The organism is Cytobacillus sp. BC1816 (assembly GCF_051353635.1).
GTDB classification, from domain to species: Bacteria; Bacillota; Bacilli; order Bacillales; family Cytobacillaceae; genus Cytobacillus; species Cytobacillus oceanisediminis_C.
This window is the reverse complement of the sequence record NZ_CP195611.1, coordinates 3,582,018-3,603,500: the sequence shown is the minus strand read 5'-3', so window position 1 is coordinate 3,603,500 and position 21,483 is coordinate 3,582,018. Positions and strand designations below refer to the sequence as shown.

The 21,483-nt window shown below is 42.8% G+C and carries 16 protein-coding genes, 3 rRNA genes and 1 riboswitch; of the genes, 14 read left to right on the top strand and 5 right to left on the bottom strand.

Annotated elements, in window-relative coordinates:
- The first annotated feature begins 498 nt into the window (after positions 1-498).
- From ACR42H_RS18295 to rrf, 4 genes are all read left to right on the top strand, one after another.
- A complete protein-coding gene (locus tag ACR42H_RS18295; protein ID WP_436372396.1) occupies positions 499-1,326 on the top strand; it encodes a hypothetical protein in 828 nt (275 codons plus the stop codon).
- A gap of 299 nt (positions 1,327-1,625) precedes the next feature.
- A 16S ribosomal RNA gene (locus tag ACR42H_RS18290) occupies positions 1,626-3,175 on the top strand.
- A gap of 307 nt (positions 3,176-3,482) precedes the next feature.
- Positions 3,483-6,418: ribosomal RNA gene (locus ACR42H_RS18285) — 23S ribosomal RNA — on the top strand.
- A 122-nt stretch (positions 6,419-6,540) separates the two neighbouring features.
- Positions 6,541-6,657 (top strand): 5S ribosomal RNA (rrf, locus tag ACR42H_RS18280).
- The 16S, 23S and 5S rRNA genes sit together here, the layout of an rRNA operon.
- 355 nt (positions 6,658-7,012) lie before the next feature.
- Here rrf and ACR42H_RS18275 read toward each other — a convergent pair.
- Entirely contained in the window at positions 7,013-7,636 is a 624-nt protein-coding gene (locus tag ACR42H_RS18275; protein ID WP_436372394.1) for a LysE family transporter, read from the bottom strand.
- 240 nt (positions 7,637-7,876) lie between these two features.
- On the opposite strand from ACR42H_RS18275, the gene ACR42H_RS18270 reads away from it, so the two are divergent.
- Positions 7,877-8,056, top strand: a complete 180-nt coding sequence (locus ACR42H_RS18270) for an H-type small acid-soluble spore protein (protein WP_113881242.1) — start codon at positions 7,877-7,879, stop codon at positions 8,054-8,056.
- Between the two features lie 36 nt (positions 8,057-8,092).
- Here the strand turns inward: ACR42H_RS18270 and ACR42H_RS18265 are convergent, their stop codons facing one another.
- Positions 8,093-8,242, bottom strand: coding sequence for a hypothetical protein (locus tag ACR42H_RS18265; protein WP_166672443.1), 150 nt, complete (start codon positions 8,240-8,242; stop codon positions 8,093-8,095).
- A 166-nt stretch (positions 8,243-8,408) separates the two neighbouring features.
- Here ACR42H_RS18265 and ACR42H_RS18260 point away from each other — a divergent pair, with 166 nt between their 5' ends.
- From ACR42H_RS18260 to ACR42H_RS18235, 6 genes are all read left to right on the top strand, one after another.
- Positions 8,409-8,750, top strand: coding sequence for a metal-sensitive transcriptional regulator (locus ACR42H_RS18260; RefSeq protein ID WP_113881243.1), 342 nt, complete (start codon positions 8,409-8,411; stop codon positions 8,748-8,750).
- Positions 8,751-8,767: 17 nt separating this feature from the next.
- Positions 8,768-8,974 carry a copper chaperone CopZ gene (copZ, locus tag ACR42H_RS18255; protein WP_113881244.1) on the top strand — a complete coding sequence of 69 codons (207 nt, stop codon included), beginning with the start codon at positions 8,768-8,770 and terminating at the stop codon, positions 8,972-8,974.
- A 164-nt stretch (positions 8,975-9,138) separates the two neighbouring features.
- Positions 9,139-11,562, top strand: coding sequence for a heavy metal translocating P-type ATPase (locus ACR42H_RS18250; RefSeq protein ID WP_436372391.1), 2,424 nt, complete (start codon positions 9,139-9,141; stop codon positions 11,560-11,562).
- Between the two features lie 157 nt (positions 11,563-11,719).
- Positions 11,720-11,848: a hypothetical protein gene (locus ACR42H_RS18245; RefSeq protein WP_436372389.1), complete on the top strand. Its 129-nt coding sequence runs from the start codon at positions 11,720-11,722 to the stop codon at positions 11,846-11,848.
- 126 nt (positions 11,849-11,974) lie between these two features.
- Positions 11,975-12,168: riboswitch (cobalamin riboswitch) on the top strand.
- 134 nt (positions 12,169-12,302) lie between these two features.
- Positions 12,303-14,525: a ribonucleoside-diphosphate reductase subunit alpha gene (locus ACR42H_RS18240; RefSeq protein ID WP_436372387.1), complete on the top strand. Its 2,223-nt coding sequence runs from the start codon at positions 12,303-12,305 to the stop codon at positions 14,523-14,525.
- Between the two features lie 11 nt (positions 14,526-14,536).
- Entirely contained in the window at positions 14,537-15,574 is a 1,038-nt protein-coding gene (locus ACR42H_RS18235; RefSeq protein ID WP_113881247.1) for a ribonucleotide-diphosphate reductase subunit beta, read from the top strand.
- Between the two features lie 60 nt (positions 15,575-15,634).
- On the opposite strand, the gene bioB is transcribed toward ACR42H_RS18235, so the two are convergent.
- The 3 genes from bioB to ACR42H_RS18220 form a co-directional block, all read right to left on the bottom strand.
- On the bottom strand, positions 15,635-16,627 hold the full coding sequence (gene bioB / locus ACR42H_RS18230; RefSeq protein WP_436372385.1) for a biotin synthase BioB: 993 nt from the start codon (positions 16,625-16,627) through the stop codon (positions 15,635-15,637).
- A 24-nt stretch (positions 16,628-16,651) separates the two neighbouring features.
- Complete coding sequence (locus ACR42H_RS18225) at positions 16,652-17,248, bottom strand: biotin transporter BioY (protein ID WP_113881249.1); 597 nt, start codon at positions 17,246-17,248, stop codon at positions 16,652-16,654.
- A gap of 228 nt (positions 17,249-17,476) precedes the next feature.
- Positions 17,477-18,853 carry a M28 family metallopeptidase gene (locus ACR42H_RS18220; RefSeq protein WP_436372382.1) on the bottom strand — a complete coding sequence of 459 codons (1,377 nt, stop codon included), beginning with the start codon at positions 18,851-18,853 and terminating at the stop codon, positions 17,477-17,479.
- Between the two features lie 254 nt (positions 18,854-19,107).
- Between ACR42H_RS18220 and ACR42H_RS18215 the strand changes: the two genes are divergently transcribed.
- The 3 genes from ACR42H_RS18215 to pfkB all read left to right on the top strand — a co-directional run bounded on the left by ACR42H_RS18215 (position 19,108) and on the right by pfkB (position 21,482).
- Positions 19,108-19,377, top strand: coding sequence for a DUF2188 domain-containing protein (locus ACR42H_RS18215; RefSeq protein WP_113881251.1), 270 nt, complete (start codon positions 19,108-19,110; stop codon positions 19,375-19,377).
- A 426-nt stretch (positions 19,378-19,803) separates the two neighbouring features.
- Positions 19,804-20,556, top strand: a complete 753-nt coding sequence (locus tag ACR42H_RS18210) for a DeoR/GlpR family DNA-binding transcription regulator (protein ID WP_436372380.1) — start codon at positions 19,804-19,806, stop codon at positions 20,554-20,556.
- Complete coding sequence (gene pfkB / locus ACR42H_RS18205) at positions 20,553-21,482, top strand: 1-phosphofructokinase (protein ID WP_113881253.1); 930 nt, start codon at positions 20,553-20,555, stop codon at positions 21,480-21,482. The genes ACR42H_RS18210 and pfkB overlap by 4 nt, the downstream gene beginning before the upstream one ends.
- Position 21,483: the final 1 nt, after the last annotated feature.

The following is a 21,483-nucleotide window of genomic DNA, read 5'->3' as shown; positions in this document are numbered from 1 at the left end:
AGCCAGCTCACGGATAGTGGTCCATCTAACTTAAGCTCAATCTATGGAGATTGTTCAATAATTTATACGGCAGCTTCAATTGCCTGGTCTGTTGAATTTGGATTGGCTGCCCAAATTTCAATGCCGCCTTCCAATTGTTTTCTTCTTCGCTCTTCAATATATTCTTGTACCATCCCAGCATCTTGATTTTTACAATTTTGGAGGGATCTTTGCAAGCTCACCATCCAAAAAATCCTTTCATGCACTATTCTCATATTCCTCTGAATCGAAAGTCTGAAAGTGTTAAGAGTACTTCTCAGCATTTTCCCCCTTCCCGGACAACATAAAATGATAAATATTTAATTTCAAAATCCATACATTTTACCTACCTTCTTCACTTTACCTTTATAAATATAGGCAGGAGAAATCTCACATTAAATTGTCCTTCATTCAATGGTGAGTATATGTTTTCTCATGATGAACAAAATAATGGAAACGCGCTAAACTGGATGTGGAAGAATGTCAAATTTGCTTTGGTTTCTTGGATTAGTGCTTATCAGCATAGGTCTTATTTATATAACTTTTATTAGAACTGAATTTCGGCATAATCTTGCGGTTTATTTCTTTGTTATGGGGCTATCTTTTTTAATGGAATACATTGTATTAATTTTAGGTGACGCATACTCTTATTACCCGAAATTATTTTCTATTCAATGGTATGATGATGTTTTTGGCTCCAGTATATCACAGGCTTTTTTTATTCCTAGTGTATTAATGGCAATAGCTGCTTTTAGAATTCGATTCAGATGGATTGTTTTCATAATCGCCGCTATATTTGGAATAGAAGAGCTGTTTCTCTGGCTGGGCATCTATCAACACAATTGGTGGAAATCCTGGTTTACCACGATTATCTTGTTATCTTCAGTTTTTGTTATAAAATGGTGGAGGAATAGAGTTGAAGATCCCGCTTTTTTTATACAGTTTATAACAGTGTATATGGCCATCACCACAATTTTTCAGGGTATATATTTTGGTTTGACCGCTATCCTGGGAACCCATCAGTATAACATCGGGTGGTTTGATTCACCTTATCAGGACCATATAGCTTTCAGTGTTCTGGTTTGGATTATCTATGCACTGCTGCTGACCATTATCATAATAAAATATTATCGATTTAAATGGCTGGCCTTATTATTTTTGGCTGATTTAGCTTTTCATTGCTTTATGCTGAAAATGGACATTTTAGAAATAAGCGCTTTTTGGAATCCTATTTACTTTAGTATGATACTTATGCTATTGCTGATGCTAATCAGAAAATTAAATAACTATATGTTTCCGTCAATTTGAAATCTATACTTTAGGAGGTGTTATCTATTGATCCAAAAAACTGGAATATAATACCACGAATAAAGCGTTGACCTGAAACGCTGGCGGTGCTATTATTTAAGAACAGCTTTCACAAAATAACTGATTGAAATTATTTTTAAAATGTTATTGACGATGAAGGTTGTCAAGTGATATAATATAAAGGTTGCGTCGAAAGATGCGACTTGGAAGATTGGTCTTTGAAAACTGAACGAACAAAAACGTCAACGTTAATTCTTTAGTCTTTTTTGAAAAGACAACTTATGAGCTTAATCAACTCTTATATGGAGAGTTTGATCCTGGCTCAGGACGAACGCTGGCGGCGTGCCTAATACATGCAAGTCGAGCGGACAGATGGGAGCTTGCTCCCTGAAGTCAGCGGCGGACGGGTGAGTAACACGTGGGCAACCTGCCTGTAAGACTGGGATAACTCCGGGAAACCGGGGCTAATACCGGATAATTCTTTCCCTCACATGAGGGAAAGCTGAAAGATGGTTTCGGCTATCACTTACAGATGGGCCCGCGGCGCATTAGCTAGTTGGTGAGGTAACGGCTCACCAAGGCAACGATGCGTAGCCGACCTGAGAGGGTGATCGGCCACACTGGGACTGAGACACGGCCCAGACTCCTACGGGAGGCAGCAGTAGGGAATCTTCCGCAATGGACGAAAGTCTGACGGAGCAACGCCGCGTGAGTGATGAAGGTTTTCGGATCGTAAAACTCTGTTGTTAGGGAAGAACAAGTACCGGAGTAACTGCCGGTACCTTGACGGTACCTAACCAGAAAGCCACGGCTAACTACGTGCCAGCAGCCGCGGTAATACGTAGGTGGCAAGCGTTGTCCGGAATTATTGGGCGTAAAGCGCGCGCAGGCGGTTCCTTAAGTCTGATGTGAAAGCCCCCGGCTCAACCGGGGAGGGTCATTGGAAACTGGGGAACTTGAGTGCAGAAGAGAAGAGTGGAATTCCACGTGTAGCGGTGAAATGCGTAGAGATGTGGAGGAACACCAGTGGCGAAGGCGACTCTTTGGTCTGTAACTGACGCTGAGGCGCGAAAGCGTGGGGAGCAAACAGGATTAGATACCCTGGTAGTCCACGCCGTAAACGATGAGTGCTAAGTGTTAGAGGGTTTCCGCCCTTTAGTGCTGCAGCAAACGCATTAAGCACTCCGCCTGGGGAGTACGGCCGCAAGGCTGAAACTCAAAGGAATTGACGGGGGCCCGCACAAGCGGTGGAGCATGTGGTTTAATTCGAAGCAACGCGAAGAACCTTACCAGGTCTTGACATCTCCTGACAACCCTAGAGATAGGGCGTTCCCCTTCGGGGGACAGGATGACAGGTGGTGCATGGTTGTCGTCAGCTCGTGTCGTGAGATGTTGGGTTAAGTCCCGCAACGAGCGCAACCCTTGATCTTAGTTGCCAGCATTCAGTTGGGCACTCTAAGGTGACTGCCGGTGACAAACCGGAGGAAGGTGGGGATGACGTCAAATCATCATGCCCCTTATGACCTGGGCTACACACGTGCTACAATGGATGGTACAAAGGGCTGCGAGACCGCGAGGTTAAGCGAATCCCATAAAACCATTCTCAGTTCGGATTGCAGGCTGCAACTCGCCTGCATGAAGCCGGAATCGCTAGTAATCGCGGATCAGCATGCCGCGGTGAATACGTTCCCGGGCCTTGTACACACCGCCCGTCACACCACGAGAGTTTGTAACACCCGAAGTCGGTGGGGTAACCTTTTGGAGCCAGCCGCCTAAGGTGGGACAGATGATTGGGGTGAAGTCGTAACAAGGTAGCCGTATCGGAAGGTGCGGCTGGATCACCTCCTTTCTAAGGATATTTACATGAAACGTGACGCGTTTTGTTCGTTCAGTTTTGAGAGTTCAATCTCTCAATGAAAGATTCGTTCTTTGAAAACTAGATAATGTTAATGAAGAAGCAATAACCGAGTAATCGCCATCTTAGTTTTTTTCTCTTATTTTTGTTTTAAAACGAAGTAAGAGCACAAACCATGAGGGCAATGAGAAGCAAGAAGATCAAGGAAGCGACCGAGCGAGCACCGGAGCGTACGAGAGTACGCGAGGAGCACAGTGACGGAGCTGACGCAGAGATTCGCCGCTTATCATTGGCCGAAGTAGGTTAAGTTAGAAAGGGCGCACGGTGAATGCCTTGGCACTAGGAGCCGATGAAGGACGGTACTAACACCGATATGCTTCGGGGAGCTGTAAGTAAGCTTTGATCCGGAGATTTCCGAATGGGGAAACCCCCTATCCGTAATGGGATAGGATCTTTACCTGAATACATAGGGTATGGAAGGCAGACCCGGGGAACTGAAACATCTAAGTACCCGGAGGAAGAGAAAGCAAACGCGATTCCCTGAGTAGCGGCGAGCGAAACGGGATTAGCCCAAACCAGGAGGCTTGCCTCCTGGGGTTGTAGGACACTCTATACGGAGTTACAAAGGAACGAGGTAAATGAACAGGTCTGGAAAGGCCGGCCAGAGAAGGTAAAAGCCCTGTAGTTGAAACTTCGTTCCCTCCAGAGTGGATCCTGAGTACGGCGGGACACGAGAAATCCCGTCGGAAGCAGGGAGGACCATCTCCCAAGGCTAAATACTCCCTAGTGACCGATAGTGAACCAGTACCGTGAGGGAAAGGTGAAAAGCACCCCGGAAGGGGAGTGAAAGAGATCCTGAAACCGTGTGCCTACAAGTAGTTAGAGCCCGTTAATGGGTGATAGCGTGCCTTTTGTAGAATGAACCGGCGAGTTACGATTACATGCGAGGTTAAGTTGATGAGACGGAGCCGCAGCGAAAGCGAGTCTGAATAGGGCGAATGAGTATGTGGTCGTAGACCCGAAACCAGGTGATCTACCCATGTCCAGGGTGAAGTCCAGGTAACACTGGATGGAGGCCCGAACCCACGCACGTTGAAAAGTGCGGGGATGAGGTGTGGGTAGCGGAGAAATTCCAATCGAACTTGGAGATAGCTGGTTCTCTCCGAAATAGCTTTAGGGCTAGCCTCATGTAGTAAGAGTCTTGGAGGTAGAGCACTGTTTGGACTAGGGGCCCCCATCGGGTTACCGAATTCAGACAAACTCCGAATGCCAAAGACTTATCCATGGGAGTCAGACTGCGAGTGATAAGATCCGTAGTCAAGAGGGAAACAGCCCAGACCACCAGCTAAGGTCCCAAAGTATACGTTAAGTGGAAAAGGATGTGGAGTTGCTTAGACAACCAGGATGTTGGCTTAGAAGCAGCCACCATTTAAAGAGTGCGTAATAGCTCACTGGTCGAGTGACTCCGCGCCGAAAATGTACCGGGGCTAAACGTATCACCGAAGCTGTGGATTGACATCTTACGATGTCAGTGGTAGGAGAGCGTTCTAAGGGCGTTGAAGCGGGATCGCAAGGACCCGTGGAGCGCTTAGAAGTGAGAATGCCGGTATGAGTAGCGAAAGATGGGTGAGAATCCCATCCACCGAATGCCTAAGGTTTCCTGAGGAAGGCTCGTCCGCTCAGGGTTAGTCGGGACCTAAGCCGAGGCTGAAAAGCGTAGGCGATGGACAACAGGTTGATATTCCTGTACCACCTCTTTACCGTTTGAGCAATGGGGGGACGCAGGAGGATAGGGTAAGCGCGCTGCTGGATTAGCGCGTCCAAGCAGTTAGGCCGGTAACGAGGCAAATCCCGTTACCACATAGGCTGAGCTGTGACGGCGAGGGAAATTTAGTACCGAAGTTCCTGATTCCACACTGCCAAGAAAAGCCTCTAGCGAGGGAAAAGGTGCCCGTACCGCAAACCGACACAGGTAGGCGAGGAGAGAATCCTAAGGTGAGCGAGAGAACTCTCGTTAAGGAACTCGGCAAAATGACCCCGTAACTTCGGGAGAAGGGGTGCTCATTAGGGTGAATAGCCCTGATGAGCCGCAGTGAATAGGCCCAGGCGACTGTTTAGCAAAAACACAGGTCTCTGCGAAGCCGCAAGGCGAAGTATAGGGGCTGACGCCTGCCCGGTGCTGGAAGGTTAAGAGGAGAGGTTAGCGCAAGCGAAGCTTTGAATCGAAGCCCCAGTAAACGGCGGCCGTAACTATAACGGTCCTAAGGTAGCGAAATTCCTTGTCGGGTAAGTTCCGACCCGCACGAAAGGCGTAACGATCTGGGCACTGTCTCAACGAGAGACTCGGTGAAATTATAGTACCTGTGAAGATGCAGGTTACCCGCGACAGGACGGAAAGACCCCGTGGAGCTTTACTGTAGCCTGATATTGAATTTTGGTACAGCTTGTACAGGATAGGTAGGAGCCTGAGAAGCCGGAGCGCTAGCTTCGGTGGAGGCGTCGGTGGGATACTACCCTGGCTGTATTGAAATTCTAACCCGCGCCCCTTATCGGGGCGGGAGACAGTGTCAGGTGGGCAGTTTGACTGGGGCGGTCGCCTCCTAAAAAGTAACGGAGGCGCCCAAAGGTTCCCTCAGAATGGTTGGAAATCATTCGCAGAGTGTAAAGGCACAAGGGAGCTTGACTGCGAGACCTACAAGTCGAGCAGGGACGAAAGTCGGGCTTAGTGATCCGGTGGTTCCGCATGGAAGGGCCATCGCTCAACGGATAAAAGCTACCCCGGGGATAACAGGCTTATCTCCCCCAAGAGTCCACATCGACGGGGAGGTTTGGCACCTCGATGTCGGCTCATCGCATCCTGGGGCTGTAGTCGGTCCCAAGGGTTGGGCTGTTCGCCCATTAAAGCGGTACGCGAGCTGGGTTCAGAACGTCGTGAGACAGTTCGGTCCCTATCCGTCGTGGGCGCAGGAAATTTGAGAGGAGCTGTCCTTAGTACGAGAGGACCGGGATGGACGCACCGCTGGTGTACCAGTTGTCTTGCCAAAGGCATCGCTGGGTAGCTATGTGCGGAAGGGATAAGTGCTGAAAGCATCTAAGCATGAAGCCCCCCTCGAGATGAGATTTCCCATAGCGTCAAGCTAGTAAGATCCCTGAAAGATGATCAGGTTGATAGGTCAGAGGTGGAAGCGTGGCGACATGTGGAGCTGACTGATACTAATCGATCGAGGACTTAACCAAAATGAAAAGCGGAGGCGACTGTTCTAGGAGCCGAAGCTAGACAATTCATTGGTGAATACTCGGCAAATGCTTCTTCATGCATTATCTAGTTTTGAGGGAACGAAGTTTCTTCAATTACATAGTCCGGTGGCGATAGCGAGAAGGTCACACCCGTTCCCATACCGAACACGGAAGTTAAGCTTCTCAGCGCCGATGGTAGTTGGGGGCTGTCCCCCTGTGAGAGTAGGACGCTGCCGGGCATATGAAAGAGCACCTGATTGGTGCTCTTTTTTGTGTGTTTGGATGCCAATATCTTATTTGGACTCTTCTTTTTAATGGAAAATACAAATTTATGCGTCACTTTTACTCGTATATGTGCCAGAAATGAATTATATGCGTCATTCCATATTTCACCTCCTGTTTTAAGTATTAATTTGTTTTCTTCAAAGAAAAATTGCTAGACATACTAGATAAATTCCCGAACTTGACAGATAACCAAATTAACTGCAAATCAGCTTCAAAAAATTTATAATTTATTTTATCCAGCAGCTCAAATAAATTTGCATCACATAATTATCTGTTTTTTTCACCTTGTCTGAATGGATGGAATATGGATTAAAACAAAAGTTTATAAGCCTGCATCCCAAAATAAATCCCAAAGCCAATCAGCGATAAGCCAGATAATATGGAAATTAAAGCGAGAATTTTTCCGGTTAAAAATCTTCTAAAGCTGCTGGCAACAGCTGCCATCGTTATGTCCCAGAGAAGAAGCCCAGTGAAAATGGCACCGCTGTATAAAATAACATGAGCCTTGTCATATTCGGCTATTGTTTTGGCCAGAATGGAACCATAGATGCCAAGCCAAAACAGTATAGTTAAAGGATTTGACAAAGACATAAGAAAACCTGACATAAAGGATTTAACTTTAGATTCATCTTTGGTTCTATAGCTTGAAACGACTTTTCCGGCACTTGTAAGTGTTTCAACTCCTGTGTATACAAGGACGAAAAATCCAAAGCACCATAAGAAAGCTTTCATGAATGGAATCTCAAGAAAGTGTACAACCCCCAAATAAACAGCCGCCATATATATGGCATCTGCTGTCATGGCCCCCAGTCCCACCAGCCAGGCATGGAAAAACCCATTTTTTATTCCTTTATCCAACTGTGCAGCATTGATTGGACCGATTGGCGCTGCAAGCGACAGACCCAAGAAAACGTAGCTTAGAAATATGCTCATAAGTGTACAGCCCCTAACTCCAAAACCTATTTAAACAAAGTGTATTCAGTGTATTGGAAGGATAGGACAACTTTTAATCCAGAGCAAGTTATGAACGCAGGTTTGTAAACAGATGACATAGTCCATATAAACCTTGAGCAAAAATCGAAGGCTCACTCACTTCACTTTTTGATAAAGTAAAGCATAAATTTCTCAACCATGCAAAAAATAAAAAATGAAAATTGCAGAGGAGAGTGACTTATGGATGCAAAACGTGTGAAGCAAATTCTTTCATCATCAGCAGATATCGAAGTAAAATACAATGGTGCTTCTGTGTGGATTGACAAGCTGAATGAGGATGGAAGAACAGCTACGGTACATTTGCGCGGTCCACTTGAAGAAAGATCCGAGGTGGAAATTGGAGAACTGTCAGAATTGTAAATATGATCTTAAGCCGCCATATTGGCGGCTTTTACTCTATATTTCCTGATTGGATTCAGTTTGTGTACGTTCATTTAAATACTGATTCTCAGCAGAAGCAAAGTTTACTGACTGCAGGCTGATATCTTTATCAATCCCATATAGATCTTTGCCCGTGTCTTCTAGATTTTCATGCTTTCTTTTCACATTAGCTGCCTCCTTTAATAAAGTGTTTCCGTTAGTATAAACAGAGATTTTAAATATCATGAAAGGGAAATTGTACATAAAAATCCGTAATTTATTTCATTATGAGTTTAAGTCTTTACATAGGATACCGGGGTATAATATAATAAAAATTAAGGAGGCTGATCAAGTGTCTTTTGAATTGGAAAATGAGGATCTATTGTCTGAAAGCTGCTGTTCGATTGAATCGGAGCGAAAAAGTCATCACTCAGAAAAAGTTAAAAAGAATTTGACAACCCGTTTAAATCGGATTGAAGGTCAAATACGCGGAATAAAAGGACTTATTGACAGAGACGTGTATTGTGACGATATAATAACACAAATTTCTGCAACTCAGTCTGCTTTGAATAGCGTAGCGAAGCTTTTGCTTGAAGGCCATTTGAAAAGCTGTGTGGTTGAAAGAATCCACGAAGGCGATGAAGAAGTGCTTGATGAATTTTTAGTCACTATTCAAAAACTAATGAAAAAATAATTGGGGGTTTAATTATTATGGAAAGTGTAACTTTAAAAGTTAGCGGAATGTCATGCGGACATTGTGTAAAAGCTGTAGAAGGCAGTGTCGGCAAACTAAATGGTGTAGATAAAGTAGCTGTTGACCTTGATAAAGGCCAGGTGCAGGTTCAATTTGACTCATCAGCAGTGACACTCGGGCAAATCAAAGAAACAATTGACGATCAAGGCTATGATGTAGAGTAATAGATCGGGAAAGAACGTGTAAATAAAATGCACGTTCTCTTTTTTTAATAAATAGGAAACTGTAAAAATGATTAATTTGTCTGGATTTATTTGATTGACAAATAGGGTAGAGGGGTATAGTATATTAAGTGTAAGGAACATCGTTTAATAAAGGAGTGGGAGTTATGGTAGATGCAGCCCTAAAAGAGGTTCACCTTCCAATATCAGGCATGACATGTGCTGCCTGTTCGTCTCGAATTGAGAAAGGCTTATCTAAGCTGGACGGCGTCCAGGAAGCAAGTGTCAATCTTGCTTTAGAAAAAGCATCAATTAAATATAATCCTGAAGTAACTTCTGTAGAAGCTTTTGAGAAAAAAATTGAGGATTTAGGTTATTCGGTTGTGTCTGAGAAAGCAGAGTTCGAATTGCTGGGCATGACTTGCGCTGCTTGCTCTGGAAGGATTGAAAAGGGACTTAATAAGCTTCCAGGCGTCAAACAGGCTGTAGTCAATCTGGCTCTTGAAACTGGCACTGTGGAATATAATCCTGAACAAATCTCCATCCAGGACATGATAATGAAAGTGGAGAATTTAGGGTATCAGGCGAAAGTGAAAATGGATAAAGATCAGGATATCGCAGGTTATCGGGAAAAGGAAATTGAAAAACAAAAAGGCAAGTTTATTTTTTCTTTAATTCTTTCCATCCCTTTATTCTGGTCCATGGTTGGACATTTCGAGTTTACATCATTTATTTATGTTCCCGATATGTTTATGAATCCGTGGGTGCAGCTGGCTCTTGCAGCTCCGGTACAATTTTTTATAGGAAAGCAATTTTATGTCGGGGCATATAAGGCATTAAAAAATAAGAGCGCCAATATGGATGTGCTGGTTGCACTCGGTACTTCTGCTGCTTTTTTCTATAGCTTATACCAATCAATTTTAACAATAGGCAACAATGCCCATATGGTGGAACTCTATTACGAAACAAGTGCCATCCTTATAACATTAATAATCTTAGGCAAGCTGTTTGAAGCTCGGGCTAAGGGACGTTCTTCAGAAGCAATCAAAAAGCTTATTGGACTGCAGGCAAAAACAGCAACTGTCTTAAGGGAAGGGGAAGAAATTGAAATTCCCCTTGAAGAAGTCATTACTGGGGAAATCATATTTGTAAAGCCGGGTGAAAAAATTCCAGTTGATGGTGAAATTATCGAAGGACAGTCTGCTTTAGATGAATCCATGCTGACAGGGGAAAGCGTACCTGTTGATAAAACAGCAGGAGACACAGTTATTGGGTCCACCATTAATAAAAATGGGTTCCTGAAAATTAAAGCCACTAAAGTCGGCAAAGATAGTGCATTGTCACAGATTATAAAAGTGGTTGAAGAAGCGCAAGGTTCAAAAGCACCCATACAGCGAATGGCAGACAGAATCTCTGGGATATTCGTTCCAATTGTTGTGACCATAGCAGTGGTTACATTCCTGGTGTGGTATATATGGGTAAGTCCTGGAAATTTTGCAGATGCACTCGAAAAATTGATTGCTGTCCTGGTGATTGCATGTCCATGTGCTCTAGGTCTGGCGACGCCAACCTCTATAATGGCCGGCTCTGGCCGGGCAGCGGAATATGGGGTTCTTTTTAAAGGCGGAGAGCACTTGGAGCTCACGCACGAAATCACTACAGTCGTTCTTGATAAAACTGGAACAGTTACACATGGCAAACCGGTTTTAACAGATGTGATTACGGAAGGCAAAGTTGAAGAAAGGATATTTCTCCAACTTGTAGGGTCAGCGGAGAAACAGTCTGAGCATCCATTGGCTGAAGCGATCGTAAAGGGAATAAAGGATAAAGGGATCACGCTATTTAATCCAGTTGAATTTGAAGCTATTCCCGGGTATGGAATAAAAGCGAAAGTGGATGGCAAAGAGCTTTTAATAGGTACAAGAAGATTAATGGACAAATACGACGTTAATGTCCAATCAGCCAAACTCGAAATGGAAACACTTGAGGAAAACGGAAAAACGGCAATGCTTGTCGCGGTTGATGGCAAATATGCAGGTATCGTGGCCGTTGCGGATACAATAAAGGAAACTTCCAGAGATGCAATCAATCGCTTAAGGAAACTGGGGATTGAGGTCATTATGATTACGGGAGATAACAAACGTACGGCTCAGGCAATAGCTGAGGAAGTGGGGATAGACTCTGCAATTGCAGAGGTTTTACCTGAAGGCAAGGCAGAAGAAGTAAAAAAACTTCAAAACCAGGGGAAAAAAGTCGCCATGGTCGGCGATGGTATTAACGATGCACCTGCACTTGCTGTAGCTGATATTGGAATGGCGATCGGAACCGGTACAGACGTTGCGATGGAAACAGCTGATATTACGCTAATGAGAGGGGATTTAAATAGTATTGCAGACGCCATCCTGATGAGTAAAAAAACCATAAGGAATATAAAACAAAATCTATTCTGGGCATTTGGATACAATACACTTGGCATCCCGGTAGCTGCGTTAGGGTTCCTCGCACCTTGGCTTGCCGGCGCTGCAATGGCGTTCAGCTCCGTATCTGTTGTTTTAAATGCACTTCGTTTACAAAGAGTAAAAATAAAGTGAAACTTCAATTAGCGGGGATGCTTTTCCCTTCTGATTAATAGTTGAACCAACCGGTCCTTTAGGGCAGCTGCCCTCCAGTCATCCCCCTGAAGTTGGGGCTTACTGCCAGTTAGACTGCGATAAATGAAAAAACGTTTAATTGAAAGGAGTATCTAAAATGAAAAAATGGGCAGGTGCAGCGATTGCTTACCTCGTTCTTGTAATGGCAGGGTATGCTGTATATGATACTTTTTGGGCTACCCCAGAGCCGGTATCTCATGATATTGAAATGGAAAATCATGAATGAGAAGTAAAGAGCAGAGGGAATCCCCCCTGTTCTTTTTCGTGCATTAACGATTTAAAATTTGTAATCTATTTATCTATATGATAGAATCATCTACAATATATAGTATATAATAAAAAGAATAAAAACTACATATAGATCGTGATTGGTGTCCTATGAGGACTTAATAGGGAATTCGGTGTAAAACCGAAGCTGTCCCCGCAACTGTAAGTGCAGACGAAAAGAGCATGCCACTGTACAAAACGCTTCATGGCGTTTGTATGGGAAGGGCTTTTAGTAGAGTGAAGCACAAGCCAGGAGACCTGCCAGGGCGATCGAATGTTTCTTATCTTCGGGGATTGAGATGATGAAACGATCGCGTAATGGCCGTTTATTCATCTTCTGCATGCTATTATACTATCGTTTGATCCGCTCATTTTCCGGGCGGATTTTTATTTTGCCTTTAGGAGGAAGTAAGATGGTCCAAACCATACAACCGATAGAAATTTTAGAAGAACTTAAGACAGAATTTCCACAGCTCGGCATTGGGCAGCTTTTAAAAAGGTATGAAGATATGAGCCAGCTCAGAGCGGAGGCAATGTACGACCAGCTTATACTGGATTGTTTATCTTTTATCAGCATTGATGAGCCTGATTGGACTTTTGCCGCGTCACGTCTGCTTCTTAAGAAGCTTTATACTGAGTCAGGAAAAAATAGAGAATGCCTGCCGGATGATTGCTACAAACATTTTTATACGTTAATTGAACGGCTGACGGCTTTGGGAATTTATGAACAGGATTTATTAGATGTGTATTCAAAGCAGGAGATAAATGAACTTGCCCGCTTCATAAAGAAAGAAAATGACCGCTTATTTACATATTTGGGGTTGAAAATGCTGGCTGACCGATATCTTGCCAGAGACAAACAGAAAAATCTTTATGAGCTTCCACAGGAGCGGTTCATGATCATCAGCATGGTGCTGATGAAAATGGAGCCGAAGGGTAAGCGGCTTGAACTTATTAAAGAAGCTTACTGGGCAATGAGTGGTTTGTATATGACTGTTGCCACTCCAACACTCGCCAATGCAGGGAAAAACTGGGGACAGCTTTCAAGCTGTTTCATTGAGACCGTTGATGACAGTCTTGATTCTATATATGACAGCAATACCGATATTGCATCACTATCTAAAAATGGAGGCGGAATCGGAGTATATATGGGGAAAATCCGCAGCAGAGGCAGTGATATTAAAGGATTTAAGGGTGCATCTTCAGGTGTGATTCCCTGGATGAAGCAGCTGAATAACACAGCTGTCAGTGTTGATCAGCTTGGACAAAGGCAGGGTGCTATAAGCGTCTATCTGGATGTCTGGCATAAAGATATCTTCTCGTTTCTTGATGCAAAGCTTAACAATGGAGATGAAAGGCAGCGAACACATGATTTATTCACAGGTGTCTGCATTCCGGATTTGTTTATGGAAAAAGTTGAAAGCCGGGGATATTGGTATTTATTTGATCCCCATGAAGTCCGAAAGGTAATGGGCTTTTCATTGGAAGACTTTTATGACGAAGGTGAAGGCGAAGGTTCATTCCGCCAGAAATATAAAGAGTGCATAGATAACCCGAATCTATCAAGGGAAAAAGTGCCTGCTATCGATATAATGAAATCCATCATGAGAAGCCAGCTTGAAACAGGGACACCATTTATGTTTTACCGGGATGAAGTAAATCGGAAAAATGCCAATTCACATTGCGGAATGATTTATTGTACAAACCTGTGCACTGAAATCGTACAAAACCAAAGTGTTACAAAGAGGGCTGAAGAATATACAAGGGATGGGAGAATTATTATCGAAAAACAGCCAGGAGACTTCGTTGTCTGCAATCTTTCATCCATCAATCTTGCAAGGGCCATAAGTGAGGGAGTACTTGAAAGGCTTGTGCCAATTCAGGTGCGAATGCTTGATAATGTCATTGATATTAATAGTATTCCAGTGCCGCAAGGCCAGATCACAAACCAAAAGTACCGTGCGATTGGACTGGGGACATTTGGATGGCACCACCTTCTTGCACTGAAAAAAATCACATGGGAAAGCGAAGAAGCAGAAACATTCGCTGACATTCTATATGAGCAAATTGCTTTTTTAGCGATAAAAAGTTCTATGAGCCTGGCAAAAGAAAAAGGAAGCTATTCAGCCTTTAAAGGTTCTGATTGGGAAACGGGTGCCTACTTTGACAAGCGGGGATATCTGGAGGCAGAGTCAGACATGGACTGGGCTGCATTAAGCAAGGAGGTAAGGGAAAACGGTGTTCGAAATGCTTATTTGCTGGCGGTTGCCCCTAATGCATCAACTGCTTTAATTGCAGGAAGCACTCCAAGTATTGATCCTATATTCAACAAGCAGTATTCCGAAGAGAAAAAGGATTACCGGATCCCTGTGACAGCACCTGATATTAACAGTGAGACCATTTGGTATTATAAATCTGCCTATCATATTAACCAGGAGTGGAGCATCAGGCAGAATGCAAACAGACAAAAACATATAGATCAAGCTATTTCTTTTAATTTCTATATACCTAACCATATTAAAGCAATCGATCTTTTGAATCTGCATCTTTCAGCATGGAAGCAAAAATTAAAAACAACGTATTATATCCGTTCAACTTCATCTGAGGTGGAAGACTGTGAATCTTGCTCAAGCTAAAGGAGGACCTTATGAATACTCTAAAAAAACGGCCAATTATTAATCAATCGGCGCCTAACAAATCAACTTCAATCATCAACGGGGAATGCTCCAATATTCTTAATTGGGATGATGTTCGCTTCTCCTGGGCCTATCCAAAGTATAAAAAAATGCTCGCTAACTTTTGGACGCCCTTTGAAATAAACATGTCACAGGACATTAAGCAATTTCCGGAATTAACGAAAAGTGAACAAGATGCATTTTTGAAAATTATTGGACTGCTTGCATTGCTCGACAGTATCCAGACGGATTATGCCGGAAAAGTTGCTGATAATATTACCGACTCAAGCATATCAGCACTCATGATCATACTTGCACAGCAAGAGGTGATTCATAATCACTCATATTCATATGTTCTATCAAGCCTTGTTCCCAAACAAAAACAGGATGAGGTTTTTGAATTCTGGCGTACTGAACCTATACTAGCTGAAAGAAATGAATTTGTTGTGAACGGATATAAAGATTTTGCTGAGAATCCAAGCGCAGAGAACCTGCTGAAATCTATTGTGTTTGATGTCGTTCTGGAGGGGCTTTTCTTTTATTCAGGCTTTGCATTCTTTTATCACCTGGCCAGAAATCAGAAAATGGTAGCCACCTCAACGATGATTAATTACATCAACCGGGATGAGCAAATCCATGTAGATTTGTTTGTTAAAATTTTCAAAGAAATTCTGCAGGAAAATCCGGAACTTAATACTAATGAATTAAGTGAATTCGTCCAGGAGACTTTTAAGAGAGCTGCTGACCTGGAAATTGAATGGGCCCGCGATGTGATCGGCAGCAAAACAGAAGGCATCTTGCTGTCTGACGTTGAAGCTTATATCAAATTTTATGCCAATGTCCGCTGCAATCAGCTGGGATATGAACGGCCGTTTGAAGGCTATCGGACCAATCCGCTCCGCTGGATAGTAGCTTATGAGCAGGTTGACCATGGGAAGTCCGATTTCTTTGAACAAAAATCGCGGCAATATACAAAAGTTCAAATTGATAATGGGTTTGATGAATTATAAACGTTATCCGGATATATAAAATAAAAAAGATTCTGCTTTGGCGCAGAATCTTTTTTTTGATCAGGAGAATACTGGTTCCCCAGATACAAAATCAATCTCAAAACCAAGATCCTTCAGCATTTGGTGATCCGCTGTGCTTTCCTGCCCTGCTGTGGTTAAGTAATCTCCTACGAAAATAGAATTAGCCGGATAAAGCCCAAGCGGCTGAAGGCTCCTAAGATTCACTTCTCTGCCTCCTGATATTCTGATTTCCTTTGATGGATTGATAAAACGCATCAGGCAAAGCACCTTTAGACAATAGCGGGGATTCAAATCATCTGTCCCTTCTAATGGCGTCCCATCAATTGCATGCAAAAAGTTAACCGGGATTGAGTCGGCATCCAGGGCTTTTAGGCTTCTGGCCATCGCTATGACGTCTTCCTTGGTTTCCTTCATGCCAATAATTACTCCGGAACACGGTGAAATACCTGCGTCCTTTATTAATTGGACAGTATTGACTCTGTCCCGATACGTATGGGATGTAGTGATGCTCTCATGATGATTTTCTGAAGTGTTGATATTGTGATTATAGCGGTCGACCCCAGCCTCCTTGAGTTTGTCAGCCTGATCAGGCTTTAGAAGCCCGAGACAGGCACAGACCTTCATGTTATAGTTATCCTTAATTTCTTTAACCGCTGAAACTACTTCATTTAGCTCCCTGGTGCTCGGACCTCTTCCGCTTGCAACGATGCAATAGGTTCCGACATTTAGCTGATGGGCCTGTTTAGCACCTTGGATGATAGATTCCTTATCCACCATCCGGTATTTTTCAATAGGTGCCGTTGAGATGCTCGATTGTGAGCAATAGCCGCAGTTTTCAGGACATATGCCTGATTTCGTATTAATAATCATATTTAATTTAACATGATTGCCATAATGATGATGACGGATTTTATAGGCGCTTTGCAATAAACTCAGTAGTTCTTCATCTGGACAATTTAAAATTTCCATTGCCTCCGAGTCTGTCAGTTCATGTCCTTCCAGAACGTCAATTGTTAGCTGTTGAAAATTCATATGTATCCTCCTTAGTAAAATGGTTTATGCTGCTCGGTTCATTTTTCTGAACTGACTGCTGGCAAATACTCTATGCTCCAGACGATGGGCCATTAACCCGGCAAAAACAGAGAGAATAATGTCTTTTGGAAGGGGGACTGCCATCCACAGCCATGCCATTTGATAGGTAAATCCCTCAGGTGCTGTAAACCAAAGTTTATAGGCCATATACATCCAATTCGTCCCGAAAACATAATTGATCACCATTCCGATTAAAGCTGCAGTAATATACACCGGTACAGATTTTTTCCTTTCTATTAATTTGCCGGTGACATAGGCTGCGAATATAAAAGATAAGATAAAACCGAAGGTGGGGCTTAATAAGGAAGCAAAACCGCCGCCGAATTTTGAAAATACAGGAGCACCTGCAAGCCCGGCAAAAGCATAGACAGCCATAGTAATAGCCCCTAATCGGCTTCCTAAAATAGCCCCTGCCAGAATGGCAAAAAAGGTCTGTAAAGTAATAGGCACTCCCCCAATAACCATAAATGGGACAAATGAAGTGATATTTGCTCCAACCGCCATTAGGGCAACAAACATGCCAGCCAATGTTAAATCAATCGTTCTTAAACCTGACTTCATAAAATGCCTCCTGATAAATTACTATTTATACAATTTAGAATAATAGCAGTAAATGTTAAATGTCAACTTAATTTTTATTTCGGTTTACATATATTCGTGTTAAAGTGTGAAAATGGATTATAGGTGAATGCAGGAAGCTAGCGAAGAAAGAAATGGAGGTGAGGTAAAGAGTTTCTTTTTTTGTAATAAACCAGCCGCTGGCTATTAGCCAGCGGCTGGTTAGAGGTATTAGTTATTGCCTTGTGTTTTTTTTCGAACCACATCAAAAAGTCCGGAACCGATAATATCAAGTGCTGATTGCATTCTCTCTGCAGAGATATTATCTTCAATCGTATCCTGTGGAGTATGGTAAACTTTCTCAATATGGTAAACAAGCGGATCCCAGCTGTCTATGCCCATCCAGATAAAAAGGGCAGCAGGAATGCCGGCATTATGGAATGGAACATGGTCACTCGATCCGAATTTGCCTGGGAGAATATCCGAATTGCCCAGGCGTGCCCCAGCTTCACCTGTTGAAGAAGTTACAATGTTTTGGCTGCCGTCTGGTGTCATGGCATATAGGTTTGTCGCCTTGGCATAATTTGTTGCAACCATATCAGGAACAAAAACAGCCTCTATCTGATCTTTTTGTGTCTCTGTTAACTGATCTACATAATATCTTGCTCCTAAAAGTCCGCGTTCCTCAGATCCAAATGCAATGAATTTAAGGGTCTTGTCTGTATTGTATCCTTTATAAACTCTTGCAAGCTCAAGCATTAACCCTACCCCGGAAGCATTATCATTCGCGCCTGGAGCACCCACTACACTATCATGATGAGCACCTAGTATAACCTCTTTTGTATCTTCATCTTTTGATTTAGCTTCCTTGGTTGCAATTACATTTACCGATTTAAGATCTTTATAATGTTTTGCTGTCAGGGAAAGCTCCACTGCACCTTTCTCCATTTGTTCTTTGAGCCATTCACCATGAATATAGGAAGCCCCGAAAACCGGGATATCATATTCTGCAGTAAGGTTAGGATTAAAAGTTTGTCCGTAATTGCCGCGGCTTCCAACGAGGCTTTGGAGTATCACACCAGCTGCTCCTGCCTCAACTGCTTTGGCTACCTGCTCACGGTATCCGGCTGTAGAATCTGCGCGAGCCAGAAGTACAATTTTGCCTTCGGCTCCCTGGAAGTCCTCATTTTCCACAAAGATGACTTCTGCATGAACTGGCGTATCGCTGATTGCCCCGTTTGGTGCTGCGCCCATTTCCCAAACCGTCTCATCTTCGAATGATGCACTGCCAATGAATTGATCTGCTACCGGAAAGTATTGAAATTCAACATCATAGCCATAACTTTTGAGTGTATTTGCAATATACTCTGCCGATTTTTTTTCATTTTCTAATCCGCCAGGTCTTGTCCCAATTTCTTCAGATAGATATCTCACGTGCTCGATAGCCCGTTCAGCATTTACTCTGGCAATAATCTTCTGATCTTGCGAGTGGGATGATTTTCCGTTTTCATTACTTAGCGGGGCAGCATACCCGACTGAGCCAAATGCTAAAGAAGCTGCTAGAGCCGCTGCTAATATCTTGGACGATTTTCGACTGTTTTTTGACATAGTACCCTCCTGAAATCTAGTGTTTTTTCGATTCCCTAACGATTCCTAGTTTAGTAGAAAATGGCATTTTTTGAATAGAGTATTAATTCCTATGGGGTATGCCTATTGTTCCGACACTATGTGTCAAATTTATATAATAAAAGACAATATTTAGTGGTAAGTTACTACTATTTTGAGAACGGGACTGTGTGTTTTTTTTCTTCCTGAGAGGGTAAGTGTTAGATGAAAGTTCACTTATGATAAGGAGGTATAACATGGCAAATCGTAAAAACAACATTCACAGTGATGAACAGGAACAATATTTTAAGGACAGAGCAGGTACAGATGAAGCAAGATTCCATGTAGTACCGCACGATGAGGAAGGATGGGCAGTCAAAAAAGAAGGGCAAAACGAGCCTGAGTTTACTGCGGAAACACGTTCAGATGCAGTGGAGAAAGCGAAGAGTATGGCAGAGGAAGCAGGCACAATGGCAATCCTGCATAATGAGAATGGAAAAATTGAGGATTTAGTAAATTATGAATAAATAAACGGTCCTACAGACGGGCACTGCCATTGAGCGGTGCTCTTTTTTGTTCTGGCAGGCTAATAAAAAAGATCCTATTTCCAAAACAAAAAAATTCCGCTTTCAAAAAGAAAGCGGATCAAAAAAGAGACCTTGGAACGAGTTAATTCTTAAAATGAAACAATATATAGTAGATGTGGTTATTCAAGAAACTATATATTGTTATTTTTGATTCTAGCATAATCAAATCAATAGAGCAAACTATTATTTTAATATATTTAAAATATTCTATTATTTTCATAATTAAAGAGTTAATAATCACAAAACAATCAAAAACGTTCAATTTTTGATTACTTTTGATTGTTTTTGGATGAAAATGATTGATTTTTGCAATCGGTTTCAGTATTATGTAATCAAGAGGAGCAACACATTCCAGGGGGTGATGTTTTGTTAACGCCAGAGCGCCACAAATTGATTCTGCAGCTTTTAAAAGAAAAAGGTGTAGTAAAAATTCAGGATCTCGTTGATATGACAGAAACATCCGAATCTACAATCAGAAGGGACCTGACTCAGCTTGAGGAAGGAAAATACTTAAAAAGGATACATGGAGGGGCTGCCAGGCTTCAGGGAAAGCTTCAGGAACCCAGCATGTCTGAAAAATCCGCAAGAAACCTTCAGCAAAAGCGCCAAATCGCCAAATATGCCGCAAGTCTTGTTGAAGAAGGTGATTCCATCTATTTGGATGCAGGCTCGACAGTTACTGAAATGATTCCCTTCTTGCCTGCAAAAGAAATTGTAGTAGTAACGAACGGATTAATGCATATCAACACATTGCTGGAACGAAATATAAAAACGTTTTTAATTGGCGGTTTTGCCAAGGGCCAGACAAAAGCCATCATTGGCAGGGGAGCATTGGCCAGCCTGGAAAATTATCGATTTGATAAATGCTTTATGGGGGTTAATGGCATCCATCCTCAATTCGGCTACACCACACCGGATCAGGATGAGGCCATGATTAAGCAAATGGCCATTTCGCTTTCAAGGGAGGCATTCGTGCTTGCCGATGATACGAAGTTTTCAGAAATCGCGTTTGCCAAGATTGCCGATTTGCATAAAGCAGCAATTATTACAAATGAACTGAATGAGGATCAGCAAGAGCCTTATATCAGCAAAACTACAATAAAGGTCGTGACAGCATGATACACACATTGACGCTAAATCCGTCAGTGGACTACATCTTAGAATTGGATGAGATAATAGTCGGCGGTCTTAACCGCATGCAGCATGATACAAAGTTTCCTGGAGGAAAAGGGATAAATGTTTCCAGAGTGCTGAACAGAATGGATGTTGAAAGCAAGGCTCTTGGCTTTGCAGGCGGATTTACAGGAGATTATATTCTTGATTGCTTAAACAAGGAGAATATTCAAACTGACTTTGTCCAGGTTGCTGATGACACAAGAATCAATGTAAAGATCAAGACAAAGATGGAAACAGAAATCAATGCCAAAGGGCCGGCCATTTCAGGAAGGAATTTCGAGGATCTTAAAAATAAGATCCGCAGCCTTTCAGAAGAAGATTTGCTTGTCCTGGCTGGCAGTATTCCTTCTACTTTGCCTGAATCAACTTATGAAGAGCTGGTAAGAATTTGTTTAGAAAACGGGACGGCTTTTGTGGTGGATGCAGAGGGAGAGCTACTGAAAAAGGTCCTTCCATACAAACCGTTTTTAATAAAGCCCAATCACCATGAATTAGGTGAAATATTCGAGACAGAATTTACTTCCGCAAAAGAAGTTATCCCATATGGACGGAAACTTGTAGAAATGGGCGCACAGAATGTAATTGTTTCATTAGCCGGCAAGGGAGCGGTCTTGATTTCTGATGAAGCAGCATATATTTCAAGCGTTCCAAATGGTGAAGTGAAAAGTTCTGTAGGTGCTGGCGATTCTATGGTAGCCGGTTTTCTTGCAGCTTATGAAAAATACAAAAATATAGAAAAGGCTTTTCAATACAGTGTTGCTTCCGGAAGCGCTACGGCTTTTTCACTTGGTCTTTGCAGTAAGGAAAAAGCAGAGGAATTGCTTTCTCAGGTTTCGATTGAAAAGATCAGCCTAAAAGGGGAGATTTAGG